This is a genomic window from Micromonospora siamensis, assembly GCF_900090305.1.
Classification (GTDB): Bacteria; Actinomycetota; Actinomycetes; order Mycobacteriales; family Micromonosporaceae; genus Micromonospora; species Micromonospora siamensis.
In genome coordinates this window covers 4,492,016-4,519,007 of record NZ_LT607751.1, presented here as the reverse complement: position 1 = coordinate 4,519,007, position 26,992 = coordinate 4,492,016, and the positions used below count along the sequence as shown (strand labels likewise).

The window sequence follows — 26,992 nt, the reverse complement described above, 5'->3', positions numbered from 1 at the left end:
GGTCTTCATCCTATTTTGTACGAATCACTGCGCCTTTCCGTGACCGGACGGTATCTGTGGGTGTGGGCGGGATGCCCGAGAGCGTCACCCCCCACCCGCCGGGCCTGCGATTTCGTCATGCGACGAGTCGATTGTTACGACCTTTGCCCGTCCCCCGGTATAGTGCCGGCATTCCCTATTGGAGTGTGTCGGAAGCGTCTGATCTGTGTGATGACATCCGAGCTGGAGAATTCCCCCACGGGCCCGTGTTTCATCGGGCGACGACCGCAGTTGGCGCGGGTCGCGAGAGCCCATGCCGCCGCGCTGGCCGGTGGCCGGCAACTGGTCTGCGAGGTGGTGGGGGAGCCGGGGATCGGCAAGACCCGGTTCGTCCACGAGGCCCTGCGACAGTGCGCGCCCGCCGTTCCCCGGGCCGTCGGCAGTTGCGCGCCGGACGAGCGCGGCGTCCCCTTCCACGTGTTCCGGCACGCCCTGTCGAGCGGACGCTCACCACGCCCTGGCCTGCGCAGCGGGCGGCTGACCGGGGAGGTCTGGACCGACCCGGAGCCGACCGTGCCGCCGGCGCCGTCGCCCGTGCGAGCGTCGGACGCCCGGCGCTTCCGGCTCTACCAGTCGGCGCGCCGGCTGATCGGGCTGGCCGCCCGCGACGGCCTGGTGCTGGTCCTGGACGACCTGCACTGGGCCGACGCCTCCTCCATCGGCCTGATCGCCCACCTGCTGCGCTATCCGGTGCCGGCCCCGTTGCTGCTGATGCTGGTCTACCGGCCGCGACAGATGGCCGTCCCGATGCCGTTCGGGCCACCCGGCGAGCGCGCCGACGCCGAGCCGCCGGCCCTCGAACGGATCGAGCTCGGCCCGCTCAGCCTCGCCGAGGTCACCCTGCTGCAGCCGTCGCTCGACCCGGCGGAACTGCCCGCGCGGCACGCGCTGAGCGGCGGCAACCCCGGCTACCTGACGGCGCTGCCGGGTGGCGCGCCCGAAACCGTCCCGGACTGCGGCGACCCGCCGGAGGGGCCGATCACCGCCTCCGCGCTGGCGGCGCTGCGCCGGGAGTGGGTGTCCCTGCCGCCGGTCGACCTGGCCTGCCTGCGGGCCGGGGCAGTCCTCGACGGACCCTTCGACGCCGACCTGCTCGCCACGGTCGCCCAGGTCCCGGCCACGCTGGCGGCCGAAGCCGGGTGGCGGCTGGCCCGCCGGGACCTGATCCGCCACGTGCCGGGCGGCGGGCGGTTCGCCTTCCGGCATCCGGTGTTGCGGATGGCGGTGGCCCAGGACACCGACCCGGCGTGGCGCGCGGAGGCGTACGGGCGCGCGTTGACGGCGCTGGTCGATCGCGGCGCGCCCCCGGCGGACCAGGCCCGCTACGCGGAGCGCCTGCTCGGCCTGCCGCACGGCCGCTGGGTCGAGCGTTGCGTCGACGTGCTCTCCCGGGCCGCCCAGGACATCTACCGCGAGGCGCCGGAGCTGGCCATCCGCTGGCTGCGGCTGGCCCTGCGGGCCCTGCGACCCACCGCTGCCGCCACCCAGCGTCGGCGCGACGTCTCCCTGACGCTCGCCCGGATCACCGGCGAGGCCGGCAACCTGGCCGAGAGCAGGGCGCTGCTCCAGGAGATCGTGCCGCTCTTCCCCACCGACCGGGAGGGACGGCGAGCCCAGGCGGTCGCCCTCTGGGCCCGGACGGAGCGGCTGCTCGGCAACTACGCCGAGGCGCAGGCGATCAGCCGCCGCGAACTGGCCGGCCTGCCGGGCGACGTCGGGCCGGCCAGTGGCTACCGCCTCGCCACCGAGCTTGGGGCCGCCGGCATCCTGGCCGGACGGATCGCCGCCGCGCCAGCCGACGTGCTCATCGACGCCCCGGCCGGACCGCCGCCCGACGGATCCGTCGACCCGGCCCGGTCCGGGGTGGAACGGGCCGGGCTGCTGGCCGTCCGGAGCCTCGCCGCGACGCACGACGGCGCGCTCGACCTGGCCCGAGACCTGCTCACCGGCGCCAGCCGGATCGTCGACGCGCTGCCCGACGGGGACGTCCGCGACAACCCCGACTGCCTGGCCGCGCTGGGCCTGACCGAGCTGCACCTGGAACGGCCGGCCGACGCGGTGCGGCACCTCGACCGCGGCCTGACGCTCGTCCGGGCGGCCCACCGGGACGATGGACTGTGCCAACTGCTGCTCGGCCGCAGTCGGGTGGCGTACCACACCGGCCGGCTCGTCACCGCCATCGAACTGGCCACCGAGGCGGGCATCGTCGCCCGCCGGATCGGCAGCCGTGACCTGCTGAGCTTCGCCCTGGCCTTCGAGGCGGAGGCGACGGCGTGGCGCGGCGGCCTGCGCGACGACGAGCGGGCGGTGGCGTTGGCGCGTAGCGCGGTCGAGCTCACCACCGATCTCACCACCTGGTGCGGCCGCACCGCCGCCACCGCGCTGGCGACCGCGGCCCTGCTGGCCGGGGATCCCACGACCTGCGTGGAACTGGTACGCGAGGCGGGCGGCGGCGCTCAGCTGGACCGTCTGCAGGCCACCCTGCGTCCCATGTGGTTCGAGTTGCTCTGCGCGGCCGCCCTCGCCACCGGCGACCCGGCCGACGCGGAACGCCAGGCGCGGTTGGCGCTGGCCGAGGCGGAACGGATCGACCTCCCCGGCCAGCGCGGCTTCGCCGAGTCGGCGTACGGCGAGGTGCTGCTGGCCCGCGGCGAGGCGGCGGCGGCGCTGCCGCACCTGGAGGCGGCCGTCGAGCTGTTCCGGGCCGGTGGGATGGTGCTGCGGCGGAGTCTGGCGCTGGTCTCGTTGACCCGCGCCGCCGAGACCGCCGGCCGGGCCGGGCCGGCCGCCCGGGCCCGCCGGCAGGCGCTGGAACTGGCCGAGTGGTGCGGCACGGAACGGGTCGCATTGCGACTGGCCCGGCCCGTCGATCCGCGGGTGGTCGCCACCCTGACCGACCGGGAGTGGCACATCGCCCGGTTGACCGCGACCGGGGCGACCAGCCGGCTGATCGGCCGGCAACTGAACATCAGCCCACGCACCGTCGAGGCACACCTGACCCGGATCTACCGCAAGGCGGGTGTCGCCTCCCGGTCGGGTCTGGTCGCCTGGGTCGCCCGGCTCGATGACACGGATCGGTGACACCGGCCGCGGCCCGATGACATCGGCGCACGTAACGCCCGGGCGGGGCAGAGCACGAGGCCGCACCGCCACCGGCGCGGCCCCACCCCGGCTCACATACTCGACTGCATCGGGCGCGATTCCCGCGGCCGGCGGTGGACGGAGGACGAGATGTCGGGCAGAAGATCCGTGCGGGGACGGCGCGGACCCGCGCCGATGACGTCATCCGTGGCCACCGCGGCGACGCTGCTGGCGCTGGCGGGCTGCGGCGGTCAGCCGGTCGACGCGGCCACCCCCGCGCCCGACACCTCGGCCGCCTTCGGCGTGGAGCGGGCCGCCCTGGTGCTCACCGCCTTCGACCAGGCCGATTCCGCCGCCTCCGTCGCCGGGGACATCGAGGCGCTGCGTACCCAGGAGGCGCCTCCCTCGCTGAACCTGAGCATCGCCGCGGTCCGGCGGGCCACCCACAACCAGCGCCCGCAGCCGGCGTTCCAGCACGTCAACCCGGTTTTCGCGGTGCCGCCGGGCGACCCGACGTGCTTCCTCGCCACCGCCACGCTCCGGCTGACCGGTGCGGAGCTCGCGCCCACCGACGTGAGCCAGTTCGCGCTCGGGCCCGACGGGCAGTGGAAGCTCAGCCACAACGTGCAGGTCTCCCAACCCGCCCTGGTGGCCGTCCGGAGCATCGGCGGCCGGCCCGCGACCCCCGGCGGCACCGCCCTGGACGAGACCAGTCGGCGCGCACTCGCCGCCGAGGTCTTCGCCCGCAGCATCGGCTCGACGACGAGCAACCGCTCGTTGGTCGCGTCGAGCCCGCTGCTGGACAACCAGTTCGCCGGTGGTTGGGAGATCTACGGGCAGCAGCTGGCGGGGTTCGGGGCCGCGGTGAAGCGGACGATGGACCGGGCGGAGTGGTCGGACTGCGCCGTCACGGTGCCGGCCGGCACGCTGACCTTCCTGACCGTCCACGCCACCGACACGCTGAGCCCCGCGCCCGGCGGCCCGGCCACCGTGAGCATGACGCCGCAGAGCCCGGACCTGATCGCCACCGGCCAACGTACGGCGTTGAGCGGCAAGGCGATCCGGGTGACCCGGGTGCAGACCTTCCTGCTGCTGGTGCCGACGCAGACCGCCGGCACCACGGTGCTCGGCCTCAACGACGCCGCGTTGACGGCCACCGCCGGCTGAGCGTGCCGTCGGTCGTCCGGCCGGCGCGCCGACGGCTGAAACCGGTGGCATCACTCGGGGTCCACGGGCCCGGAACGCGACGATGGCAGCAGTCAGGACCAGGGTCGGCGCCGGCCGGTCCGTTCCGGGTCGGGAGGAACCATGTGGCATCCGCGTTTCCGCTCGGACTACGTGCCGGTGCGGTTGCCCGACGGCCCGCTCGTCGTCCTCGGTGAGACCCGCAGCCTGCTCGTCGACGACCCGGTGGCGGCCGACCTGGCCGACCTGCTCGACGGCGTCGCCCCGCTGTCCGACGTGCTGGCCCGGCTGGCGGACCGGCACCCGGTCGCCGCGGTGGCCGCCGCGTTGGCCCGGCTGCGGGGCCACGGCCTGCTGGTGTCCGGTCCGGCCGGCACCCCGGCGGCCGAGGCCGCTGGCTGGGACGCCCGGGGTGTCCCGCCCGGGGCCGGCAGCCGGTGGCTGGCCGGAGGCGCGGTCACCATGGTGGACCTGGGTGCCCCCCGGGTCACCGAGACCGCCGCCGCGCTGCGGGCCCTGGGGCTCACCGTGACGGTCGTCGGGCCGGACGACCCGCCGCCCGAGCGGGCCGCCGACCCCGTCCTGGTGCTGCCGTCGTCCATGCTGGACCCCGGGCTGGCCCGGCTCAACGCCCGTCACCTGGCCACCGGACGCCCGTGGACACTGGCCCGGCCGCACGGCAACGTCCTCCTGGTCGGACCGCACCTGATGCCGGGCCGGACCGGCTGCTGGGCCTGCCTGCGGCAACGCTGGCAGGACAACGAGCAGGTGAACGCCTTCCTCGGTGGTCAGGATCTGCCCGGCCCGGTGCCGCAGCCCGACCGGGCGGTGCTGCCGGGACTGGCGACCGTCGTCGCCGGGCTGCTCGCCACCGAACTGGCGGTGCTCGCCCTGCGCGGTGAGTCACCGCGGCTCACCGGCCGGATGGTCGCCCTCGACACCCGCGACCTGAGCATGGAGAGCCACCACCTGGTACGCCAACCGCAGTGCCCCGCCTGCGGCGACCCGGACCTGGTCGGCAAGGCCGACCCGCGGATCGAGCTGCCGCCCAGCGGCGCGCAGCCCAGCCGGGCCGGCGACTCCCGCACCCGGGACCCCGCCGAGAGGTACGCGTCGCTGGCCCACCACGTCAGCCGCTACCTGGGCGTGGTGAGCCGGTTGACCCCGCTGGAGGCGACCGACAACGGGATCACCCACACCTACTCGGCGGGACACAACTTCGCCCAGCCCCGGCAGGTGTCCGGCCTGCGCCGCAACCTGCGGGGCCAGAGCGGCGGCAAGGGCCGTACCGACCTGCAGGCCCGGATGAGCGCCATCGGGGAGGCGGTGGAGCGCTACTGCGGGGTGTGGCGCGGCGACCGACCGGTGCACCGGGCGACGTACCGGCAGCTCGGGCCGGACCGGGCGGTGCACCTGCGCGAGCTGCTGCTCTTCTCCGACCGGCAGTACGCCGACCGGGACCGGCTCAACGCCGACCTCGGCCACCTGCACCGGGTGCCCCGCCCGCTGGACGACGACGTGGAGCTGGACTGGACCACGGGCTGGTCGCTGACCCGCCAGACCACCCGCGAGCTGCCCGCCGCCTACTGCTGGTACGGGCACCCGGAGCTGACCGGGCTGGGCGTGTGCTCGGCCGACTCGAACGGCTGCGCCGCCGGCGGTACCGTCGCCGAGGCGATCCTGCAGGGCTTCTGCGAACTCGTCGAGCGCGACAGCGTGGCCCTGTGGTGGTACCACCGCTCCCGGCTGCCCGGCGTGGACCTCGCCTCGTTCGCCGACCCGTGGCTGGCCGCCTGCGTCGACCACCACGCCACCGCCCTCGGCCGCGAGCTGTGGGCCCTCGACCTCACCGCCGACCTCGGTGTGCCCGCGTTCGCCGCGGTGTCCCGGCGCACCGGCGGCCCGGCGGAGGACGTGCTGGTCGGCTTCGGCGCGCACCTGGACGCCCGCGTCGCGCTGACCCGGGCGCTCACCGAGGTGAACCAGTTCCTGCCCGCCGTGCCCGGCCCCACCTCCGGCCGCAACCGGTACGGCATCGACGACCCGGACAGCGCCCGCTGGTTCGGCACGGTACGGGTCGCCGAGCAGCCCTGGCTGACCCCGGACCCGACCCGGCCGGCGCGCACCCTCACGGACCATCCGTCGTCGACCACCGGCGACGTCGGTGACGACGTGCGCGAGTGCGTACGTCGGGCCGAGCAGGCCGGCCTGGAGGTGATCGTCGTCGACCAGTCCCGACCGGACATCGACCTGGCGGTGGTGAAGGTCGTGGTGCCGGGGCTGCGCCACTTCTGGCGGCGGCTGGGCCCCGGCCGGTTGTGGGAGGTGCCGCGGCGGCTCGGCCGTGGGCCGCTGGCCGCCGACGAGACGTCGGCCAATCCGCTGAACGTCTTCTTCTAGCCGCCGGTCCCGGCGCGGGCCGGGATCGGGGGAGGGATGTGCCGATGACCACGATGGTGGATCCGGTCGGCCGGAGGGCGCCGTGAGCGGCGCGCTGACCGGCCCGCCGGTGCAGGAGCTGTACCGGCTGCGCCGTGACGCGGAGCTGCGCCACGGCGAGGACGGGTCGTTGAGCCTGCGGCAGACCCGCTTCCAGCTCGCCCTGGAGCAGCCGGGCATGGGCCGCCGGGCGCTGCTGCTGCGGCTGGCCGCCGGCTGGGTCAGCGACGTGGAGGTGGGCCGGCTGGTGATGGGCCTGGAGGGGGAGAACCGGGTCCTGCCGGCCCAGCTGCTGCTGCGGCGGCTCGTCGCGCACTCCTGGCTGGACCGCCGGGTCCAGGTCGGCGACCGGCCGCTGCTCGACCTGCTGCCCACCGGACTCGGCCGGGGCAGCCTGCCGGAGACCCGTACGCACACCCCGGACGTGTCGTACCGGCTGTCCCGGTTCGTCGCCCTACGGCCCGAGCGGGACCGGCTCGTCGCCGCGTCGTCGTTGAGCACGCTCACGGTCGGTTGCGTCGACGCCGTGCTGGCCGCCGTGCTGGCCGCCGCCGCCCGGGGCGTCGGGGTTGAGGCGGTCGCCCGTACCCTCGCCGTCGGCCCGGAGGCCGCCGCGCGGGTGCTCGACGAGCTGGTCACGGCGCGGATCCTGGTGACCGGGGCGGAGCACGAGGCGGAACACGAGCAGGCGCCGCTGGCGTACTGGTCACCCGAGGAACTGCGGCTGCACCAGCGTTCCCGCGCCGGGTGGCACGTCCTGCCGGTCGGCGGCACCTACCGGCTGCGCGACCGGTTCCCACCGCAGCCGCTGCGCCGCCGCTACGACGGCGACCGGGCGATCGAGCTGCCGCTGCCGGACCTGGCCACCGTCGTCAAGGCCGACCCGCCGTTCGGTCAGGTCGTCGCGGATCGGCGCAGCGTGCGCGAGCACGACGACGCGGACCCGCTGACCCGGGAACGGCTGGCGGAGTTCCTGTACCGGTCGCAGCACACCACCGTGGCCGGCGAGGCGGGCGGGCAGGAGGTCGGGCACCGGCCCTACCCGGGCGGCGGCGGGGTCTACGAACTGGAGATCTATCCGCTGGTCGCGCGCTGCTCCGGGCTCGACCGGGGGCTCTACCACTACGACCCGGTCGAGCACCGGCTGGAGCCGGTCGCCGGCTGGGGCCCGGCTGCCGACCGGCTGCTCGGGTACGCGCGGGCCGCCGGGGCCATGCCCCGGCTGCCGCAGACGGTCCTGGTGGTCACCGCCCGCGTGCAGCGACTGATGTGGAAGTACGAAGGGATGAGCTACGCGATGATTCTCAAGGACGCCGGAGTGCTGACCCACCAGATGTACCTGGTCGCCACCGCGATGGGCCTCGCCCCCTGCGCCCTCGGGGCCGGGGATTCGCACGCCTTCGCCGAGCTGTCCGGGATCGATCCGCTGGTCGAGCCGAGCGTGGCCGACTTCCTGCTCGGCGCCGCGCGGGCCGGTTCGGTGCGGGGGGTGGACGGGTCGTGAAGTTCCGACGGCAGGCGCTGCGTCAACTCGAGGCCCCCGAACAACTGGACCGCGCCGTCCGGCTGACCACCGTGCCGAGCTGGCTGGCCAGTGTCGCGCTGATCATCGTGGTGGTGGCCGCCGGTGTGTGGTCGGTGCGGACCGTGGTGCCCCGGACGGTCGAGGCGGCCGGCGTGCTGATCCACTCCAACGGCATCTCCGCCCTCGACGCGCTCGACAGCGGCCAGGTGACCAAGGTGTGGGCGTCGCCGCACCAGCGGGTCACCAAGGGCACACCCCTGTACAGCCTGCGTACCACCGACGGCCGGGTCCGCGTGGAGAACGCCCCCGGTGACGCGTACGTCGTGGCCTGGCTGGTCTCCGAGGGAGAGATCGTCACCCCGGGCAGCCACCTGGCCGACCTGGAGCGGCTCGACACGGCGGGGGACGCGTTGCAGGCCGTCGTCTACGCCCCCGCCGTCGCCGCGCCGCTGCTGCAACCGGGGGTCACCGTGGAGGTGGCCGCCGCGGCGGCGCCCCGCAACGTGTTCGGCACCCTCGCCGGCCAGGTGACCGAGGTGGGCGCCTTCCCCGAGACCGAGGCGTCGCTGCGCGCGTTCCTCGGGGCCGGCCAGGACGTCCGGCGGCTGCTCGCGCACGGCAGCGTGGTCCGGGTGACGGTGTCGCTGCAGGTCGACCCGGCCGCCCCGGGTGGGCTGCGGTGGAGCAAGTCCCCACCGCCGTTCCAGCTCAACTCGGCCAGTGAGGTCACCGCCTGGTTCACCGTGGACCGGGAGCACCCGATCGACTGGTTGCTGCGGCGATGAGCGCGCCCACCGCGACCGCCTCGGCGGAGCTGCCCAGGATCCGACGTCGCCGGGTCCGTACCCCCACCCTGATCCAGATGGAGGCGGTGGAGTGCGGCGCCGCCGCGCTGGGCATCGTGCTCGGCCACCACGGACGGCACGTGCCGCTGGAGGAACTGCGCCGGGTCTGCGGCGTCAGCCGCGACGGCTCCACCGCGGCCACCGTCCTCAAGGGCGCCCGCCGGTACGGCATGGAGGCCAAGGGCTTCCAGATGGACCTGAACGGGCTGTCCGGCGTGGCGCTGCCGGCGGTGCTGTTCTGGCGCTTCGAGCACTTCGTGGTGCTGGAGGGCCTCGGGCGCAAGGTCTTCATCAACGATCCGGCCACCGGTCCCCGGGCGGTGAGCTGGGAGGAGTTCGACGGCGCCTTCACCGGCATCGTGCTCACCATGAAACCCGGCCCGCAGTTCAGTCCGGGCGGCGCCCGCTACCGGATGCTCCGGGCGCTGGCGCAGCGGTGGCGCGGTCCCGGGTCGGCGATCGCGCAGGTGCTGCTGCTGGGCCTGCTGATCGCCGTCGTCGGTCTGACCATTCCGGTGATGGCCCGGGTTTTCGTCGACCGGGTGCTGCTGCAGGAGGACCGGGGCGCGTTCGCCGGGCTGGTCGCGGCGGTGGCGGTGGCCACCGTGCTGACCTTCCTGGCCAGCCTGCTCCAGCAACGGCTGACCGTACGGGCGGAGACCGCCCTCGCGCTGGCCAGCGCCGCCCGCTTCTTCCGACATCTGCTGCGCCTGCCACCGACCTTCTTCGACCAACGCCAGGCCGCCGACCTGAGCCAGCGGGTGCGCGGCAACGACATGGTCGCCGAGGTGCTCACCCGCCGCGCGGCCACCACCGTCGTGGACACCGCGCTGGTGCTGGCGTACGGCGCCCTGCTGTGCCAGTACGACCTGGTGCTGGGCCTGTGCGCGGTGGTGCTGGCCGGGTTGAACGTGAGCGTGCTGCGCTACGTCGCGTCGACCCGGTCGACGGCCGTGGCTGGTCTCCAGGCGGACCGCAGCAAACTCGTGACCACCGTGTACACCACCGTCCAGATGATCGAGACGGTGAAGGCCGGTGGCGAGGAGGAACGTGCGGTGGCGCGCTTCGCGGCCCGCCACGCCACCGTCGCGAGCCGTCAGCAGCGGCTGGGGGTGCCGACCGCGGTGCTTTCGGTGCTGCCCGCGTTCCTCGCCGCCGGGACGACGGCGGTGCTGCTGGGTGTGGGCAGTCGGCGGGTGGTCGCGGAGGCGATGAGCGTCGGCGTGCTGGTCGGCATGCAGGGTCTGGCGGCGGCGATGAACCGGCCGCTGGGCAACCTGACCGCGTTGGGCTCCCGGTTGCAGGACATGAGTGCCGACCTCAACCGGCTGCGCGACGTGGAGCGCTATCCGCTGCCCGCGGAGGACGCGCCGCAACCCCGGTCGCTGGCCCCCATGGAGGGGCACCTGCGCATCGAGGAGGTCACCTTCGGCTACAACCCGCTGGGTCGGCCGTTGCTGGAGAATTTCAGCCTCGACCTGCCCCCGGGCGCGCGGGTGGCGCTGGTCGGTCGTTCGGGCAGCGGCAAGTCGACGGTGGGCCGGCTGGTCGCCGGACTGTACCGCCCGTGGAGCGGCCGGATCTCCGTCGACGGGGCCGAACGCGCGGAGGCCGACGACGGCCTCTGGGCGGCCACGGTCGCCATGGTCGACCAGGACCAACGGCTGTTCGAGGGCACGGTCCGGGACAACGTCACGATGTGGGACCTGACCGTCCCCGACGAGGACGTGGTGACCGCGCTGAGCGACGCGTGCCTGCACGGCGAGGTCGCCTCCCGCCCGGGCGGCCTGGCCAGCCCGGTACGCGAGAACGGCCGCAACTTCTCCGGCGGGCAGCGGCAGCGGCTGGAGATCGCCCGGGCGCTGGTCCGCAATCCCCGGGTGCTGGTGTTGGACGAGGCGACCAGCGCACTGGACGCCGAGACCGAACGGCTGATCGACCTGCACCTGCGACGGCGGGGGGCGACCTGCCTGATCGTGGCGCACCGCCTGTCCACGGTCCGCGACTGCGACCTGATCGTCGTGCTCGACGGGGGCCGTGAGGTGGAGCGTGGCACCCATGACCAACTGGTCGCCCGGGACGGGGCGTACGCGCGCCTGGTCCGGGACCACTGACCACCACAACCGGAGGAGAGGCCATGAGCAACCCGCTGGAGGGCGCCCCGGCCGGCGGCCTGATCGCCCTCTGCGGCGACGGCGTACGCCAGGCCTGTCGCCTGGACGGTCCGGTGGCCGGATGGTTGGTCACCGGCGGTGAGGCGGACCTGTTCGCGGTGCGTCGGGCCGGGCTGAGCCCGTCGCGCCGGCACCACGTGGCGCGGCTCCCCGCCGGCGGCCTGGTGCCGACGTCCACCGTGATCGGTGCCTGGCAGTTGATCCTGGTGCCGCTTCCCGGCACCGAGCTGCGCGGGCTCTCCCGCGACCAGCTGTCGGTGCTGGAACGGCACGCCCGCCTGGACCGGTTGGCGGAGGAGGGGGCGTCGCGGCTGGCGCGGGCCGGCCAGGAACTCGTCGAGGCCGTCGACCTGGTGCTGGTCGGCGTGGCCGACGCGCTGCGACGCGGGCAGGCTCCCCGGGGCGCGTCCACGCTGCGGGGGCGGGAGATCATCTCGCTGGCCGAGGGGAGCGCGCTGACCTCCACCGGCGGCACCTGGTGGCTGCGCAGCGCCGGCGGCCAGCTGCGGCGCAACGACGGTGGCCCGGCGGAGATGTCGGGCGAGCAGGAGTTGCTGCTGGTGGTCGGCCGGGACTGGGTGGTGGCCGAGTCGACCTGCGTGGTGGAGAGCCACGGCAGCGCGGACCTGTTCGCCTCCGGCCAGCTCCGGTCGGCGGTCGACCAGCACGTGTCCCGGCTGCTGCGGATGGTGGAGACCCGGATCGAGGAGACCGACGCGGCGCTGCTGGACGCCGTACGGCGTCGCCGGCAGATCGACGCCGCGATGCTCGCCGCGGCGGCCCGGCGGTCCATCGGCGTGATCGGCGCGGGGGAGACGGCCCCGGTCGCGGAGACCGAGCCCGGCTTCGACCGGTACGGGCGGGCGGCCTCGGTGGTGGGGGTGGTCACCGAGGGGACGGGCAGCCCGGTCGTCGAGCCCGTGGACCGCGCGCGTACGCCGCTGGACGACCGGACCGCGGTGCACGCGGTGGCCCGCTCGTCCAGCCTCTTCCTGCGCGAGGTGACGCTGCCGGACCGGTGGTGGCGGCGGGACCTGGGACCGCTGGTGGGATGGCGGGTCGGTGCGGAAACGCAGCCCGCCGTCGCGGTTCCGCTGGTGTTCCGCCGGCGTCGCTACCACCAGGTCGACCCGGACACCCGGGCGAGCACCGCGATCGACGCGGCGACGGCGGCGACGTTCGCCGAGGAGGCCACCCAGGTGCAGGCGCCGCTGCCACCGACCGCCCGGATGCGTCACCTGCTGCGGGCCGGGCTGGTCGGCGCGGTCCCCGACGTGCGGGGCCTGCTCCTCGCCGGCGCCTGCGTGGCGCTGCTGGGCCTCGGGGTGCCGCTGGCCACCGGTGAGGTTCTCGGCCAGTTGGCCCGGCAGGGGCAGGTCGACGGCCTGTTCGGCTACCTGGCCCTGATGCTCGCCGCGGCGGTCGTCGCCGGGCTGGTCGGGGTGGTGCAGAACCTGCGGCTGCTGCGGCTGGACGGCCGGTTGCAGTCCGGCGCCCAGCTGGCGATCTGGGACCGGCTGATGCGCCTGCCGGCCCGCTACTTCACCGGCCGCAGCAGCGGGGAGATCGCCAACTCGATGCTCGGGATCTCGTTCGTCGGGGAGGCGTTGAGCGCCCTGCTGCCGCAGATCGTCTCGGCGGGGGCGACGGTCGTGGTGACGCTGGGGATGCTCCTGGTGGTCGAGCCGGTGCTCGGGTGGTGGGCGGCGGGGATCGTCGTTGCCACCCTGCTCGGCTTCGCGGGTTTCGCCGTGCTCATCGCCAGCCAGCAGCGGGTCGCGCTGCGCGCCGAGCACCGGGCCGCGGCGCTGACCAACCAGCTGCTCGGCGGCATCGTCAAGATCAAGCTCGCGGCTGCCGAGGCGCGGGCGCACGCGCGCTGGTCGGAGGTGGCCGCGGCGGCCCGGGCGGCCCTGCAACGGGTCCGGCAGAGCCAGGCAGGTCTGGTCGCCTTCGCCACCGTACTGCCGGTCGCCGGCCAGCTCGTGCTCTTCGCCGTGCTGATGGGGCCGCTGGCCGGGCGGGTCACGCCGGCCGACTTCTTCGTCCTCAACGTCGGCTTCGCGATGCTGCTGGGCGCGCTGCTGGTGCTGGTGTCCGCCGGGGTGGAGGTGATCGCGGCGGTGCCCCGCCTGGGCAGCCTGCGGGAGATCCTGCGCGCCGACCCCGAGGCCCGGCCGGACCGGATCGATCCGGGCGAGCTCAGCGGCGAGATCGCGCTGCACCGGCTCACCTTCGCGTACCAGCCCGACGAGCCGCCGGTGCTCGTCGACATCGACCTGCACGTACGCCCCGGCGAGTTCGTCGCCGTCGTGGGGCCGAGCGGCTGCGGGAAGTCGACCCTGCTGCGGCTGCTGCTCGGGTTCGAGCGCCAGCAGCAGGGCGCGGTGCTCTACGACGGCCAGGACCTCTCCGAGCTGGATGTGCACGCCGTGCGGCGGCAGTGCGGGGTGGTGCTGCAGGACGGGCAGCTCTTCGCCGGCTCCGTCCGGGACAACATCTGTGGCGCGGGCAGCTTCCCGCTGGACCAGGTCTGGGAGGCGGCGCGGATGGCCGGCCTCGCCGACGACCTGGAGGCGTTGCCGATGGGGATGAGCACGATGGTGCCGTTCGGTGGAGGGACGCTCTCGGTCGGGCAGCGCCAGCGGGTGCTGATCGCCCGGGCGCTGGCGCCCCGGCCCCGGATCATCTTCTTCGACGAGGCGACGAGCGCCCTGGACAACCGTACGCAGGAGGTGGTGACCCACAGCACCGCGGCGCTCGCCGCGACCCGGGTGATCATCGCTCACCGGCTGTCGACGGTCCGCGCCGCGGACACCATCGTGGTCCTCGACGGTGGACGGATCGTCCAGCGGGGCAGCTACGACGAGCTGATGGAGCAGCCGGACGGGCTGTTCCACCGGTTGGCGCGCCGGCAGTTGCTGGCGGAGCCGTCGGGCGAGGAGGCCGTGGCACAGCCGGACGGTCAACCGGCGACGAGCTGACCGGAGACGGCGCGGGAGGCGCTCCGCGCCTCCCGCGGTGGGGTCAGCCGTTGTCGATGACGGAGCTGTCCTCCAGACACAGACCCGTGTCGAGGTGGTTCTCCAGCAGCTCGGCGACGTGTGCCTCCGCCTGGTTCTCCACGGCGAGCCGGAACGCCTCGGTCAGCAGGCCGACCACGCCCTGGGTCAGCATCAGTGTCTCCCGGTCGAGGTCCGACCAGGAGGAGCGGGATCCGCCGTGCGCCACCTCGGGCGCCAGGGCCAGCATCCGGGCGGTGACGGCGGCCACCAGCTCGTCGGCGACCGGCCGGAGGCTGTCCAGCACCTCGCTGAGGGTCTGCAGCGCCGGCACCGTGCCCATCCGTACCCGGTGCAGTTCCAACGCGGCGCGCAGCGGGCGGGGCCGGACGGTGCGGACGGTGCCGTCGGCGGACCGCCCGATCACCCCGTGCCGGGTCAGGGCGTGGGCGAGCGCCGGCCGGTCGGTGGCCAGCCGTTGCAGCATGGCGGTCAACCTGTCGGGCACCTCGTCGCCGCTGCGGGCCCCGAGCATCGCCTCGATGGAGACGAGGTTGAATCCCTGCCGTTGCAGGGCCAGGATCGCGTCCAGCCGGCGGACGTGGGAGTCGTCGTAGAGCGCGACCCGGCCGCGCCGAACGGGCGGTGGCAGCAGCCGTCGGGCCTGGTGGGCGCGGATGTTGCGCGCCGACATGCCGACCTTGCGGGCGAGCTCCTCGACGGTGTAGCCGGCGGTGCCGCCGGGCGTCGCCGCCACGGTCGTCATCTCGTCGATGGTCACGGTGGCCTCCGGCAGCGCTCGGCGACGGGGACGCGACATCCCGCCCACCGCTGCGGTGGTGGGCGGTGCGCTGGTCGCAGCGTATGGGCGGGAACCGGTCGGGTGACAGGCGAGGAATTACTACTTGTCCACAGTGTTAAATGTCATTAGAATCCGCCGTTCCGTCGAAGGTGATGATTGCCGTTTACTCCGCTTGCGCCGCGCCGCGACCGTTTCTCGGCCACATTCGATGAAATTCCGGCCGGCCGGTCGGCCGGCGTCCCGGGGTGGTCGAGCATGAGACGCGAACCGGTGGTCGGAACGATCCGGCCGCCCGCCGCCGTCACCGCCCCACCGCGGGCGGTCGACCTTCCCCGAGGGAGCAGGGGCGATGACACCTGTCGATAGAGCGGTCTTCGTGGCCGCGTACAGCCGGCTGGTCGCCGACGTATGGGCCGACCCGGCCAGGGAGCAGGCGCTCGGCCGGGACCCGCGCGGATTCCTCGCCGGCTACGGGCTCGTGCTCCCCGACGAGGTCGAGGTCCGGGTCGTTCGGGAGGCCGCCGACGCCGACCCCGACCTGGAGGTGCAGGTCGAGTCGTGGCAGTCGGCCTCGACGACGGGCACCTTCCTGCTGTACGTGCCGTCGCTGCTGCCGGTGGCCGAGGCGGAGCTGGCCGAGGACGAGCTGGACAGCGTGGTCGCCGGCCTGGACTCCAGCTGTGCCTGCTGCTGCCCGTGCTGCTGCACCTGACACGGAAGTCAGCCGCGGCCGGGCCGGCACGGCACGTTCTGATGGCACTCCGCCGAAATCCTTGATTGTCCAATCCAGATCTTTCTAGCGTTCTGGCCACAGCAATTCCCCGCCAGTTCCGCAGCGGTCCCCGACGGAAGGAACAGACGATGAGCAACGACGAGCAGGAATTCGGTGCGAGGTTCGTGACCAAGTACTCGGAGCTGGTCACCGCCGTGTGGCGCAGCGACGAGGAACTCAACCGGCTCCTCGCCGACCCGACCGGTTACGCGACGGCGGCCGGCCTGCCCGTGGCCCCCGGCGCCGTGGTCGAGGTGGACCGGGCCCAGCCCGCCACCCTCTACACCAAGGAGCAGATCGTCGCCGACTGGTCCGGCACGCCCGGCCGGCACGTGCTGCACGTGCCCGAGGTGCCGCTGGTGGATCTCAACGAGTTGACCGAGGCGGAGCTGGAGACGGTCGCCGGCGGTGTGGCGTCGGTGGCGGACAACAACGTCAACGTCATCGCCGTCCTCATCGTCTGAGTTCCCCCAACCCCAGCCGGGAGCCTCGATGACTGACACGACCGAGACCATCGCGTTCCGTTCCGGCACCTACCGGACGGCCACCGTGGAGCAGACCTGGGAACGGGTCGGCGGGATGCTCGAGCGGTTCCGGATCACCCGGGTCGCCGACATCACCCGACTCGACGAGATCGGTCTGCCGGTGCACGTCGCCTACCGTCCCGTCGGCGCCACCATGGCGGTGAGTGTCGGCACCGGCGCCACGGCGACGCAGTCCCGGGTCAGCGCGGTCATGGAGAGCATCGAGTCCTGGCACGCCGAGAACCTTCGGCCGGGGACCGTCGTCCGGTCCCCGGCCGAGGCGCTCGACCTGCCGTACGACGTCCGGTGGCTGCACCTGGCGGAGCGGTCCCCGCTGACCCCGGCCGTCCAGCTCGACTGGGTGGCCGGCCGCGGCCTGGTGACCGGTGAGCCGTGCCTGGTGCCCCGGGGCACCATCGAACTCGACTTCACCGTCCGGCGGGGCTGGGACCGCGCCCTCTTCACCCCCAGCAGCAACGGTCTGGCCACCGGGAACACGTTCGCCGAGGCGAGCCTGCACGCCCTGCTGGAGGTGGTCGAGCGCGACTGCATCGCGCCGTACTGCACCTCGCCGCTGGACGCGCGCACCTACACCGACCCGGCCACCGCCACCAACGCGATGACCCGCACCGTGCACGAGGCGCTGCTGCGGGCCGGCTGCTGGGTAGAGGTCTGCGACATCACCAACGCCGTCGGCGTGCCCTGCTACGCCGCATCGATCTGGTCGCCCGACCTGCCCGTGACCTTCGGTGGGTTCGGCTGCCACGTGGATCCGGAGATCGCCGTCGGTCGGGCCATGTCCGAGGCGGCGCAGTCGCGCCTGGTCATGGTCTCCGGGGCGCGCGACGACATCGACGCCACGGCGTACCACGACGTCGCCGCGCCGCCGGTGCCGCCGCCCACCGTGGACCGGCCGCTCGGGCCGGTCCGCCGGGACCCGCCGCCCGCCGGAGACGTCGGCCAGGTGCTGCGCGAGCTGGCCACCCGGGTACAGCGGATCACCGGGGTCGAGCCGTTCGCCGTCGACCTGACCCACGACGACATCGGCATTGCGGTGAGCAAGGTCTTCGCCCCCGGCCTGCGCATGTTCGACGAGCGGGCCCTGAGCACCCGACCGGGAGTGCCCCGTGACTGACGTCGTGTTCATCGGCCCGAGCCTGCCCACGGACGAGGTCGACCGGCTGCTGCCCGATGCGGTGGTGCTGCCCCCGGTGGCGCACGGCGACCTGCTCCGCCTCGACGTCGGCCCCGGCGACCGGGTGCTGATCGTCGACGGTTTCTTCCTCCAGCACCCGCCGGTACGGCACCGGGAGATCCTCGACCTGCTCGACCGGGGCGTGACCGTCGCCGGCGCGGGCAGCATGGGCGCGCTGCGCGCCGCCGAGCTGTGGCCGTTCGGGATGCGCGGGGTGGGCGAGGTGTTCCGGCTCTACCGCGACGGGGTGGTCACCGGCGACGACGAGGTGGCGGTCGTGCACGGGCCCGCCGAGTACGGCCACCGCGCGCTCAGCGAGCCGCTGGTGAACGTCCGGGTGGCCCTGCGCCGGGCCGTCGACGCCGGGGTCCTCGACGCCGGTGAGGCCGACCTGCTGCTGGAACACTGCCGGGAGTTGCCGTTCCGGCGGCGGTCCTACCAGGCGCTGGAGCGCACCGCGCCGCCCGGGGCGGCCGGGGCGGTGCAGCGGTTCCTCGCCTGGCACCGCCACGACCCCTTCGACGCCAAGACCGTCGATGCCCGGCTGCTGCTGACCATGGCGGCCGACGACGATCCCGAACTGTGCCCGGCGCACGCCGGCGACCAGCCCATCGACAACCTGCACACCCGCTTCCTCGACAGCTGGCGGGCCCGGTTCGCCGGGTCGACGGCCGGCGGGCACTGGGTCAGCGAACGGGACGTCGCGGCGGTGCTGATGCTGCTGCACCCTGAGGCGCCGGCCTGGCACCGGCGCGGCGTCCTGGCCGGGCTGGCCGAGGTCGACCTCGCCGAGCCGGCGGTCGAGGAGCGCGCCGTCGAGGCGGCCCACCGCCGTGGACTGAGCGTCGCGCCGCCCGGCGGGCGGGAGTGGCTGACCGAGGGTGAACGCGGGCTCGACGACACCGAGGCGGTGCTGCGGGTGCTGGTGCGGGCCTTCGGCACGACGCCGTACCGCAGCCTGGCGCTGTGGATGGTCGCGGCGCCGCTGCGCACCCCCGAGCTGTGCGACGCGGCCCGGCAGGTGGCGGCGACCGCCGCGTCGTTGAACGAGACCCTCGTCCCGCGTACGACGGGTCACCGCCGGCCGGGTGGCCGGCTGCACTTCCGGACCGAGGTCGTCGACGCGTGCTTCGCCCGGCTGTGGGGCTGCGCCGCCGACGGGCTGGAGGCGGCGGCGTGGGACCGGGGCTTCGTCGACCTGGCGGCGTTCCGTTTCGCCGCCGAACCACTGGTGGCGTACGTCAAGGCGTTCGGCGCCCCGCGGCTGCCGGCGGTGGCGGTGGTGGCGCAGGAGGACACCCCGGCCGGGGCACCGGCCCGGGTCGGCTGAGGAGGCGGCGATGAGCGGCACGGTGAAGGCGGCACTGATCTACCCTCCGCTGACCGATCCCACCTCGGGATACCACTCCCTGAACTACCTCGACTCGTACGCCCGCGCCCAGGGGCACCAGCCGGCGGAGATCATCGACGCCAACATCGAGGCGTTCCACCACTCGTACAGCCCGGCCGCGTACGAGTGGCTGTGCCGGGAGCTGTCCCGGCGCTCGACCGACGACCTCAGCGGACCGGACGCGCTGATGGCCCGGGCGAACCTGCTCGGCCTGCCGGAGCCCGACCCGCAGCGGCTGCGCCGCTCGATCGGCGTGTTGCAGGATCCGAGCCTCTTCTACGACTACCGGCACTACCAGGATGCCGTCGAGGGGGTGATCTCCTGGATGGACGCGCTCGGCGCGGTCGGCTTCCCCGGCCAGTTCCGTGCCGGCTTCCGGCTCCAGCCGCCGCCGATGATCTCGATCGGCTCGGTCGCCGCACTGACCGACGAGGCGCTGCTCGGCCGGCTCAACCGCCCCTTCCAGCCGTACTACGAGGACGTGCTGATCCCTCGGCTGGTCGCCGGGGGACACCGGGTGGTCGGGATCAGCGTCACCTACCAGTGGCAGCTCCCGTTCGCGCTCTGGATCGCCAAGCTCATCCGGCGGGCCTGCCCGGACGTCTTCCTGGTCGGGGGCGGCACCGAGGTCTCCGACGTGTGGAAGTGCGCCAGCCGCCCCGAGTACGTCTTCCAGGTGCTGGGCGACTTCGACGCGATCGTGGTCGGCGAGGGGGAGAGCGCGTACGCGGAGCTCCTGGACGCGGTCGCCGCCGGCACCCTGCCGGCCGGGCACCCGAACGTCCGGCTGCACCCGCGCTACGGTCGCCAGCGCCAGTTGCCGCTGCGCTACGAACGCCTCGGGCAGCTGCCGTTGCCGGACTTCTCCGGCCTTCCCTGGGACCTCTACCTGAGCCCGGAGCGGTTCGTCTACTACTCGCCGACCCGGGGCTGCTACTGGAACAAGTGCACCTTCTGCGACTACGGCCTGAACACCGACGGGCCGACCAGCCCGTGGCGACAGGACACCGTGGGCCGGATGGTCGCCGACGTCACCGAGCTGTCGAAGTTCGCCAAGTTCATCTACTTCTCGGTGGACGTGCTCGCGCCCGCGACCATCCTGCGCTTCGCCGAGCAGGTCGTCGAGCGCGGGCTGGACTTCCGGTGGGGCGCCGAGATCCGGCTGGAGAAGTACTGGTCGGACGAGCGCTGCGAGCTGCTGCGGCGCAGCGGCTGCGTGGCCGTGTCGGTCGGCTTCGAGTCCGGCAACCAGCGCATCCTCGACCTGATCGACAAGGGCACCAAACCGGAGCAGGTGCGCCGGACCATGATCGCGATGACCAAGGCGAACATCGGCGTGCAGATGATGGGCTTCACCGGGTTTCCCACCGAGACCCGGGAGGAGGCGCTGGACAGCATCACCTTCCTGCGCGACAACCCGGACCTGTGGACCCTCGGCGGGCTCGGCGACTTCATGCTGACCCCGGGCGCCATCGTGGCCAAGCAGCCGGAACGGTTCGGCATCAGCAACGTACGCCCGGTGGAGGGCTCGGACATCGTCCGGATGCTCCGCTACGACGAGCCGGTGACCGAGGCCGCCCGCGAGGACGTCGCCCGGGCCAAGGCCGACCTGAACCCGGGGCACTTCCACCGGCCGTGGTTGGGCAGCACCGACACCCCGCACACGTTCTTCTACCACGACCGCTACGGCACGGCGGTGCGCGGCGTGCTCGCCGACGACAGGGTCCGGCTGGACTCCGACGACGACACCGAGTTCCTCGCCAACGGCGCCTTCGTGGAGCGCGACGACGAGCAGCTCTGGGAGGCGTACCGGCGGATCCGCTCGGACGACCCGGACGGCTCCGGCGAGCTGCAGCCCGGCCGGCACCTGTTCCGGCGGGCCGACGGCCAGGTGTTCGCGCTCAACCGCAGCAGCCGGCTGTTCCTCGATCTCTTCGCCGCCCCGCTCACCCTCGCCGAGGCACAGCGCCGGCTCTGGATCGTCGAGCCGGCCGTCGCCGACCGCGTCTGGCGTACCTTCATCGGGCAACGGCTGGTCCGCCGGCACCGCATCCCGGACCAGGCCGCGCCGACTCCCTGACCCGCGGCGCGCCGTGCGCCGAAGCGGCGGGGACCCTCGACGGGTGCCGTCGCTTCGGCGCACAACGGCACGTCCGCGGTCCCGGCCCGCCGCCGCGGCGGCGGGCCGGGACCGCGGGGCACCAGGTCAGACGGCGCTGTAGTCGTTGAAGTAGTGCACCCCGTCGCTGGTGGTGTCGTCGGGGTTCGCCCGCCGGTTGGTGTTGAACCAGAGCTTGTCACCGTTGGCGACGCCGAGCCCCTCGATCTCGAAAAGGTCGGAATACGCGCTCGAGGTGATCCGGAAGGACAGGCCGTTGTCGGCGTAGATCGTCCCCGAGGCGGCCGAAACATTTCGGTAGACGAGCACGACACTGACGTTGCTGTAGGTCAGCGGGTAGTACAACGTGTTGTTGTGGTAGCCGATCCCCTGGGTGGAATACGACGTGATGTTGCCGATGGTGCTGCCGTTCACCAGGGCGTTCTCGATATTCACGTAGAAGCCGTAGGTGGTGTTGATCGTGCCGCTGGTCGCGGTCAACGGCAGTGAGCCCCGGTAGAAGGTCCGACCGTTCTTGAAGAGGAAGTAGATGTTGCTGGCGTCCTTACCGGTGATCTTCACGCCGGTCATCGCCTTGTTCGCGCCACCGTAGGTGATCGCGTAGCTGCCCACCTTGTAGTAGGTGGTTCCCACGTACCTCAGCTTCACGAGACTCGCGCTGCCGGCCTCCATCGTGACGACGAACATGTAGTAGTTGCCGTCGTTCGAGTGCAGCGCCACGTCGTTGGCGTGGCCCAGCGCGGTGGTGTAGGTGGTCCCGTTGTCCCCGTTGGCCATGAGCGTGGTGGACTCGTCGCTCATGTTGGTGCGGTAGACGACCGCCTTGGTGTCGTCACTGTTGACCTTCACCGAATAGGCGTAGGTGGAACCGACACCGAATCCCTGCGCCGAGTAGCAGCCGTTGGCATTGCCGAGCGTCGCGACGGTGCTGTAGGTGTTGTAGTAGGCGGCGCTGGCCGCCGTGGGCGCCGCCATCACACCGGCCGTCAGCGCCAGTGCGAATAAGGCGGCACGAGCCGCACCTTTTTTGAGCATGCTCTTCAGCACAAATGCCCCCATGAGAATGAATTGTGCGGGTGGAGTGGACATTCCACCGCAGGAGCATCTAACTGGAGCTATTCATCGGCTGTCAAGGCCCTCTGTCGATGGAGGAATCCTCGTCGCCGGTGGCGGCTCCGCCGTCGCCAGCGCGTCGCGCAGTTCGGTGGCGGTGAGCCGACCGGCCCGGGACCGCTGGCCGGCCCTCGTGGTCACGCGACGACGTCGAGGCGACCACGGCGACGGCGTCGGTGAGTCGTCGACCGGTGCCGCACCGCACGGTGTACGGCGCCGTACCGACCAGCGCGACCGCGACCCGGAACGCGCCGGAGGTGGCCACGTCGGTGAGCCGGTGCGGGCCGGCCGGCCCGACGGCCACGACGTCACCGCGGTGCACCGGCAGCGCGAGGTACGGACGGAGGCGGACTCCGGCCGCCTTGACGACCGCCTCCTTGCGGGTCCACAGCCGGGTGAACCGCGCCTGGCGGGTGGACAGGTCGCCCCCGGCGGCAACGTGTCGGACCTCGCTCGGGTGGAAGAACCGCGCGGCGAGGTCCGCCGGATCCCGGCCCGGCGTCGGATGCTGGAGGTCGACCCCGACCGTCCGGCCAACGCTCACGGCGATCGCGACCAGATCACCGGAGTACGACAGGCTGGTGTGCAGCCCGGCCGCCGGTCCGGTCGTGGTCGGCTTGCCGTACCGGCCCTCGGTCCAGGCCAGGTCCTCGGGAGGTGCGTCCACCAGCGCCCCGACCAACAGGCGAAGCGCGCCGTGCGCGACGGTGAAGCGGTGGCGCGACGACGGGTGCCCGAGGGCCGTGGCGCGGGCCCGTTCGGCCGGGTCGAGCACCGCCCGACACCGGTCCAGCTCGTCCGGGTCCAGGACGGCCGGCAGGATCCACAGCCGCACGGTGTCCCGCATGGGCCTTAGCGTAACCACTGGCAACGTCGACAATGGCCGATGCCCTGCGGTCGGTTCCCACGACGGTCGCGACGTCGGCGGCGCGTACCCGGTGCCGGGTGGCGTCAGCGGAGGTCGCGGGCGCCTCGCACGCGATGGCGGTGTCGAGGCCGGACGAGGTCGCCGAGTCGATCCGGGAGGCGGTGGGCGGCAGCGGCTCCTGACCGCCGGGGTGGAACGCGAGCCGGTCGGCTGTGCCGGTGCGGCCGGTCGGTGGCGAGGTCCAGCGCGAGGACGGCGGTGGCAAGGAGGACGACCCTGGTGCCCCGGAGCCCGGCCCGCGACCGGTCGACATCCCTAGTCGGCCGGTCGCTGCAGGAGCTGTCGGGACGACTCGAATCCCAGCCGTCGGTAGACCGGCACCGCCCTGCGGCCGGAACGGACCGTGACACGAAGGGCCCCGAGACGTGTCGCATGCTCCGCGGCGGCCTCCACGAGCGCCGAGCCGACCCCCTGGCCTCGCTGGCTCGGCATGACGAAGACGCTCTGGATGTCCGCGGACAGCCGACCCGTCGCTCCAGGTCTCGGGACGCGAGGCAGCAGCGCGACCCAGGCCATACCGACGATCTCCGGCCGGAGGAGCCGGGCGACGAACGCCACGTGCGAATCCTGGTGAGCGGCCCACCACTTCGCGAGATCCGCCGCGAATGCGTCAACGGACAGCTGTGCCGGTTGCTCGCCGAGGGTGTCCAACCACAACAGCCGGGCCAGGTCCGCGACGTCGTCCGGGTTCGCCTGACTGATCCGCACGGGGCGAGTCTGCCACGGCCCGCACCCCGCCCGCCGGGCCGGCACCGGACCGACGACGGCCTTTCTGCCGTCGAGATAATGGCTCGCCCTCACCGTCCGGACGGTCGACCATTGCGGATGTCCCGGACGCCGTCGTCCGCGGGTAGCACCACGGTGACGTCGTCGGCGTCCGGATGGAGGACCGATGCTGGCCCCGCTTCGCCACGCCGCGTTCCGCCACCTGGCGGCCGGCCGGCTGGTCAACATGCTCGGCAACGGGGTCGCCCCCATCGCGCTGGCCTTCGCCGTACTCGACCTGACCGGCTCGGTGCGGGACCTGGGCCTGGTGGTCGGCGCGCGATCGCTGATGACCGTGCTGTTCGTGCTCGTCGGCGGGGTGGTGGCCGACCGGATACCGCGTCGGCTGGTGCTGGTCGGCTCCAACCTGCTGGGTGCGTCGACCCAGGCGGCGGTGGCCGCCCTCGTGCTCACCGGCGCGGCGACGGTCCCGCTGCTACTGGCGCTCGCCGCGGTCAACGGCATCGTGAGCGCCCTGTCCCAGCCCGCTTCGGCCGCCGCCACGCCGCAGACCGTGCCACCGGAGCTGATCCAGTCGGCCAACGCGATCCTCCGGCTCGGCGTCAACGGGGGCATGATCGGTGGCGCCGCGCTCGGTGGCCTCCTGGTGGCCGCCGTCGGACCCGGTTGGGGCCTGGCCGTCGACGCGATCGCCTTCGCCGTCGCGGCTGCCGCCTTCGCCGGGCTCCGGGTCGCCGTCCCGCCGCAGACGCGTGCCGGCGGGGGCGTCGTCGCCGATCTCCGCGAGGGCTGGACGGAGTTCACCGCGCGGACGTGGGTGTGGGTGGTGGTGCTCGGCTTCATGGTCCTCAACGGAGCCCTCGCCGGCGGCGTGAACGTGCTCGGACCGACCGTCGCGGACGACACGGTCGGCCGGGGCGCCTGGGGTGTGGTGCTGGCGGCGGAGACCGCCGGCATGCTCGTCGGCGGCCTGATCGCCCTGCGACTGCGGGTGCGTCGGCTCCTGCGGCTCGGGGTGGCCTGCATGCTGGCCGCGTCGCTCCTGCTGCTCGGGCTGGCCCTCGCGCCGCTGACCGTCGTGCTGATCCCGGCCGCGGTGGCGGCCGGCATCGCCGTCGAGCAGTTCGCGGTGGCCTGGGACACGTCCATCGCGCAGCACGTCCCCGCCGACCGGTTGGCCCGCGTCTACTCCTACGACATGCTGGGATCCTGGGTCGCCATCCCGATCGGCCAGGTCGGGGTCGGACCGGTGGCCGCCGCGCTCGGCACCCGCGGCACGCTGCTGATCCTGGCGACGCTGGTGCTGCTGTCGGTCCTCGGCATGCTGGCCAGCCCGGACGTGCGCCGGTTGACCACGGTGGCCCCCGGTCGCTCCGTTGCCGGCGCGCCGCCGGACCAGCCGGTGGCGACGCACCCGCCCACGCCGCCCGACCCCGTCCAGGCCGGTGCCGGGGGCGGTTGACCACCGGCGGCGTGGGCGGTGGCGGTCACGGGCTACCGGCGGCTCGGCCGGACCGGACCCGCCTGCCGCAGGCGGCGTCCGTCCTGTCCAGGACCCACCGGTCCGATGGGCCGGACGGCCTCGACCATGGCGGGAAGCAGCCGGCGACCGGCCCGCAGGACGACACCGTCGGGCCGGACCACCGCGACCCGGGCCCCACCCGACCGCAGCCAGCGGTGCAGCGCGTCGGCCGGCCGGGCGAGGACCAGCACCGCTCCGCGCCGTGCGATGGCGGCCCGCGCCGCGGCGGACGCTTCGACGGCGGTGACGATCGCGAACCGGCCCGCGGCCACGTCGTCGAAGCGTCGGTCGCCGTCGACGATCGCGTTCGGGCAGAGCCCACCGGCGAGTCCGCGGCGCAGCCGTGGCCGCAGCACGAGCCCGGAGCGGCGCAGCGGCGGGGTCCGGCTGTCCGTCGCCAGGCCGGTGAGCCCCGGCACGAGGTGCAGTCGCGGCGCCACGGCGCGGCGGACGACGTCGCCCAGCTCGCCGCCGGCCGTCATGGCCGTGCCGAGGAGCTTCGCCAGCCTGATCATGGCGCGGACGTGCCGGGCGCGTTCGACCTGGTACGTGTCCAGCGCGGTTCCGCCCAGCGTGCCGGCGAGCACGCCGGCCAGCTTCCAGGCCAGGTTCATCGCGTCGCGCTGCCCGGCGCACATGCCCTGGCCGATGAAGGGCGGGGTGAGGTGGGCGGCGTCGCCGAGCAGGAACACCCGACGGTCGCGCCACCGGTCGGCGACCCGGGCGCGGAAGGTGTACTCGGCGACGCGGACGATCTCCAGCTGGTCGACGGGAAGGTCCCCGGTCCACCGCGAGATCAGCGGGTGCAGCCGGGTGATGTCGCGGTGGTCGTCGGCGGTCTCACCGGGGCGCAGCTGGAACTCCCACCGGTGGCGGGTCCTGCCCACCCGCATGTACGTGCCGGCGCGGGCCGGATCGGAGAGCTGGTGCACGCCCTCCCACTGGCCCAGGTCGGCCTCGGTGCTCACGTCCACCACCAGCCAGCGTTGGGTGAAACCCAGCTCCCGCATGGCGGCGCCGATGGTCGACCTGGTGAGGCTGTTGGCGCCGTCGCAGCCCAGCACGTACCCGGCCCGGACGGACTCCGGGACGCCGGTGGCGGTGTCGGTGACGTCGACCCGTACCCCGTCGGGGTTCTGGGTCAGGGCGGTGACCTCGGCGTTGCCGCGGAGGGTGACCGACGGGTGGCGGGCCAGGTTGCGGCGCAGGATCGCCTCCAGCTCCGGCTGGTCGAACAGGCTTCCCTGCGGGTAGCCGTGCCGGCCCGGGGCCGGGTCGCGGGCGAACTCGGCCAGCACCCGCATGTCCCGGTCGAGCAGGCGCAGACCCCGGTGCGGGCGGGAGATGGCCGCGAACTCGTCGGCGACCCCCAGCCTGGCCAGGACGCGGTGCACCTCGTCGTCCAGGGCGACGGCCCGGGGCAGCCGGTAGATCCCGCCGAAGCGGTCGAGGACGAGGCACTCGACGCCGTACTGGCCGAGCAGCGTGGCGGCGGTGAGCCCGGTGGGCCCGGCACCGACGATCACCACCTGGACCGTCCTCATGACTCGACCACCCATCGCCGTTCGCCGGTCACCGCGACCCCGGACGGTCCTGATTCTCGCCCAGCGG

The 26,992-nt window shown here is 73.7% G+C and carries 18 protein-coding genes; 13 read left to right on the top strand and 5 right to left on the bottom strand.

From position 1 onward, the window contains the following. Window positions 1-210 precede the first annotated feature (210 nt). The 7 genes from GA0074704_RS20745 (at window position 211) to GA0074704_RS29230 (ending at window position 14,272) form a co-directional block, all read left to right on the top strand. Window positions 211-3,120, top strand: a complete 2,910-nt coding sequence (locus GA0074704_RS20745; RefSeq protein ID WP_172880665.1) for a helix-turn-helix transcriptional regulator — start codon at window positions 211-213, stop codon at window positions 3,118-3,120. A gap of 195 nt (window positions 3,121-3,315) precedes the next feature. After that, a complete protein-coding gene (locus tag GA0074704_RS20740) occupies window positions 3,316-4,287 on the top strand; it encodes a hypothetical protein (protein WP_157743748.1) in 972 nt (323 codons plus the stop codon). A gap of 141 nt (window positions 4,288-4,428) precedes the next feature. Further along, complete coding sequence (locus tag GA0074704_RS20735) at window positions 4,429-6,705, top strand: TOMM precursor leader peptide-binding protein (RefSeq protein ID WP_088972040.1); 2,277 nt, start codon at window positions 4,429-4,431, stop codon at window positions 6,703-6,705. An 82-nt stretch (window positions 6,706-6,787) separates the two neighbouring features. Continuing rightward, window positions 6,788-8,248, top strand: a complete 1,461-nt coding sequence (locus tag GA0074704_RS20730) for a SagB family peptide dehydrogenase (protein WP_088972039.1) — start codon at window positions 6,788-6,790, stop codon at window positions 8,246-8,248. Then, window positions 8,245-9,054, top strand: a complete 810-nt coding sequence (locus GA0074704_RS20725) for a hypothetical protein (RefSeq protein ID WP_088972038.1) — start codon at window positions 8,245-8,247, stop codon at window positions 9,052-9,054. Before GA0074704_RS20730 ends, GA0074704_RS20725 begins: the two co-directional genes overlap by 4 nt. Beyond that, window positions 9,051-11,228 carry an NHLP family bacteriocin export ABC transporter peptidase/permease/ATPase subunit gene (locus GA0074704_RS20720; protein ID WP_088972037.1) on the top strand — a complete coding sequence of 726 codons (2,178 nt, stop codon included), beginning with the start codon at window positions 9,051-9,053 and terminating at the stop codon, window positions 11,226-11,228. Before GA0074704_RS20725 ends, GA0074704_RS20720 begins: the two co-directional genes overlap by 4 nt. Window positions 11,229-11,251: 23 nt before the next feature. Then, on the top strand, window positions 11,252-14,272 hold the full coding sequence (locus tag GA0074704_RS29230; protein WP_197697559.1) for an ATP-binding cassette domain-containing protein: 3,021 nt from the start codon (window positions 11,252-11,254) through the stop codon (window positions 14,270-14,272). A gap of 43 nt (window positions 14,273-14,315) precedes the next feature. Here GA0074704_RS29230 and GA0074704_RS20710 read toward each other — a convergent pair whose 3' ends face one another. Continuing rightward, entirely contained in the window at window positions 14,316-15,110 is a 795-nt protein-coding gene (locus GA0074704_RS20710) for a MerR family transcriptional regulator (RefSeq protein WP_197697558.1), read from the bottom strand. A gap of 331 nt (window positions 15,111-15,441) precedes the next feature. Between GA0074704_RS20710 and GA0074704_RS20705 the strand changes: the two genes are divergently transcribed. From GA0074704_RS20705 to GA0074704_RS20685, 5 genes are all read left to right on the top strand, one after another. Then, the gene (locus GA0074704_RS20705) at window positions 15,442-15,804 is read left to right on the top strand and encodes a hypothetical protein (RefSeq protein ID WP_157743747.1); all 363 of its coding nucleotides are present in this window, start codon (window positions 15,442-15,444) and stop codon (window positions 15,802-15,804) included. Window positions 15,805-15,953: 149 nt separating this feature from the next. Next, window positions 15,954-16,328 carry a hypothetical protein gene (locus GA0074704_RS20700; RefSeq protein ID WP_088972035.1) on the top strand — a complete coding sequence of 125 codons (375 nt, stop codon included), beginning with the start codon at window positions 15,954-15,956 and terminating at the stop codon, window positions 16,326-16,328. A gap of 28 nt (window positions 16,329-16,356) precedes the next feature. Beyond that, window positions 16,357-17,523 carry a YcaO-like family protein gene (locus GA0074704_RS20695; protein WP_088972034.1) on the top strand — a complete coding sequence of 389 codons (1,167 nt, stop codon included), beginning with the start codon at window positions 16,357-16,359 and terminating at the stop codon, window positions 17,521-17,523. Then, a complete protein-coding gene (locus GA0074704_RS20690) occupies window positions 17,516-18,913 on the top strand; it encodes a TfuA-like protein (RefSeq protein WP_088972033.1) in 1,398 nt (465 codons plus the stop codon). Before GA0074704_RS20695 ends, GA0074704_RS20690 begins: the two co-directional genes overlap by 8 nt. 10 nt (window positions 18,914-18,923) lie before the next feature. Next, complete coding sequence (locus tag GA0074704_RS20685; RefSeq protein WP_088972032.1) at window positions 18,924-21,053, top strand: B12-binding domain-containing radical SAM protein; 2,130 nt, start codon at window positions 18,924-18,926, stop codon at window positions 21,051-21,053. Window positions 21,054-21,179: 126 nt separating this feature from the next. Here the strand turns inward: GA0074704_RS20685 and GA0074704_RS20680 are convergent, their stop codons facing one another. From GA0074704_RS20680 to GA0074704_RS28890, 3 genes are all read right to left on the bottom strand, one after another. Beyond that, window positions 21,180-22,067 carry a hypothetical protein gene (locus GA0074704_RS20680; RefSeq protein ID WP_088972031.1) on the bottom strand — a complete coding sequence of 296 codons (888 nt, stop codon included), beginning with the start codon at window positions 22,065-22,067 and terminating at the stop codon, window positions 21,180-21,182. Window positions 22,068-22,221: 154 nt separating this feature from the next. Beyond that, entirely contained in the window at window positions 22,222-23,052 is an 831-nt protein-coding gene (locus GA0074704_RS20675) for a 4'-phosphopantetheinyl transferase family protein (protein WP_088972030.1), read from the bottom strand. Window positions 23,053-23,388: 336 nt separating this feature from the next. After that, window positions 23,389-23,841 (bottom strand): GNAT family N-acetyltransferase, encoded by a 453-nt coding sequence (locus GA0074704_RS28890; RefSeq protein ID WP_157743746.1) that lies wholly within the window; start codon window positions 23,839-23,841, stop codon window positions 23,389-23,391. A 184-nt stretch (window positions 23,842-24,025) separates the two neighbouring features. On the opposite strand from GA0074704_RS28890, the gene GA0074704_RS20665 reads away from it, so the two are divergent. Continuing rightward, window positions 24,026-25,321: an MFS transporter gene (locus GA0074704_RS20665; protein WP_088972028.1), complete on the top strand. Its 1,296-nt coding sequence runs from the start codon at window positions 24,026-24,028 to the stop codon at window positions 25,319-25,321. 32 nt (window positions 25,322-25,353) lie between these two features. Here the strand turns inward: GA0074704_RS20665 and mhpA are convergent, their stop codons facing one another. Next, entirely contained in the window at window positions 25,354-26,925 is a 1,572-nt protein-coding gene (gene mhpA, locus GA0074704_RS20660) for a bifunctional 3-(3-hydroxy-phenyl)propionate/3-hydroxycinnamic acid hydroxylase MhpA (protein ID WP_088972027.1), read from the bottom strand. Between the last annotated feature and the right edge of the window lie 67 nt (window positions 26,926-26,992).

Excerpts from the sequence above, each read along its gene's own strand:
- GA0074704_RS20745 (WP_172880665.1), top strand. The coding sequence starts at position 211 with ATGACATCCGAGCTGGAGAATTCCCCCACGGGCCCGTGTTTCATCGGG.
- GA0074704_RS20740 (WP_157743748.1), top strand. The coding sequence starts at position 3,316 with ATGACGTCATCCGTGGCCACCGCGGCGACGCTGCTGGCGCTGGCGGGC.
- GA0074704_RS20735 (WP_088972040.1), top strand. The coding sequence starts at position 4,429 with ATGTGGCATCCGCGTTTCCGCTCGGACTACGTGCCGGTGCGGTTGCCC.
- GA0074704_RS20720 (WP_088972037.1), top strand. The coding sequence starts at position 9,051 with ATGAGCGCGCCCACCGCGACCGCCTCGGCGGAGCTGCCCAGGATCCGA.
- GA0074704_RS29230 (WP_197697559.1), top strand. The coding sequence starts at position 11,252 with ATGAGCAACCCGCTGGAGGGCGCCCCGGCCGGCGGCCTGATCGCCCTC.
- GA0074704_RS20710 (WP_197697558.1), bottom strand. The coding sequence starts at position 15,110 with ATGTCGCGTCCCCGTCGCCGAGCGCTGCCGGAGGCCACCGTGACCATC.
- GA0074704_RS20705 (WP_157743747.1), top strand. The coding sequence starts at position 15,442 with ATGACACCTGTCGATAGAGCGGTCTTCGTGGCCGCGTACAGCCGGCTG.
- GA0074704_RS20700 (WP_088972035.1), top strand. The coding sequence starts at position 15,954 with ATGAGCAACGACGAGCAGGAATTCGGTGCGAGGTTCGTGACCAAGTAC.
- GA0074704_RS20695 (WP_088972034.1), top strand. The coding sequence starts at position 16,357 with ATGACTGACACGACCGAGACCATCGCGTTCCGTTCCGGCACCTACCGG.
- GA0074704_RS20685 (WP_088972032.1), top strand. The coding sequence starts at position 18,924 with ATGAGCGGCACGGTGAAGGCGGCACTGATCTACCCTCCGCTGACCGAT.
- GA0074704_RS20680 (WP_088972031.1), bottom strand. The coding sequence starts at position 22,067 with ATGGCGGCGCCCACGGCGGCCAGCGCCGCCTACTACAACACCTACAGC.
- GA0074704_RS20675 (WP_088972030.1), bottom strand. The coding sequence starts at position 23,052 with ATGCGGGACACCGTGCGGCTGTGGATCCTGCCGGCCGTCCTGGACCCG.
- GA0074704_RS20665 (WP_088972028.1), top strand. The coding sequence starts at position 24,026 with ATGCTGGCCCCGCTTCGCCACGCCGCGTTCCGCCACCTGGCGGCCGGC.
- mhpA (WP_088972027.1), bottom strand. The coding sequence starts at position 26,925 with ATGAGGACGGTCCAGGTGGTGATCGTCGGTGCCGGGCCCACCGGGCTC.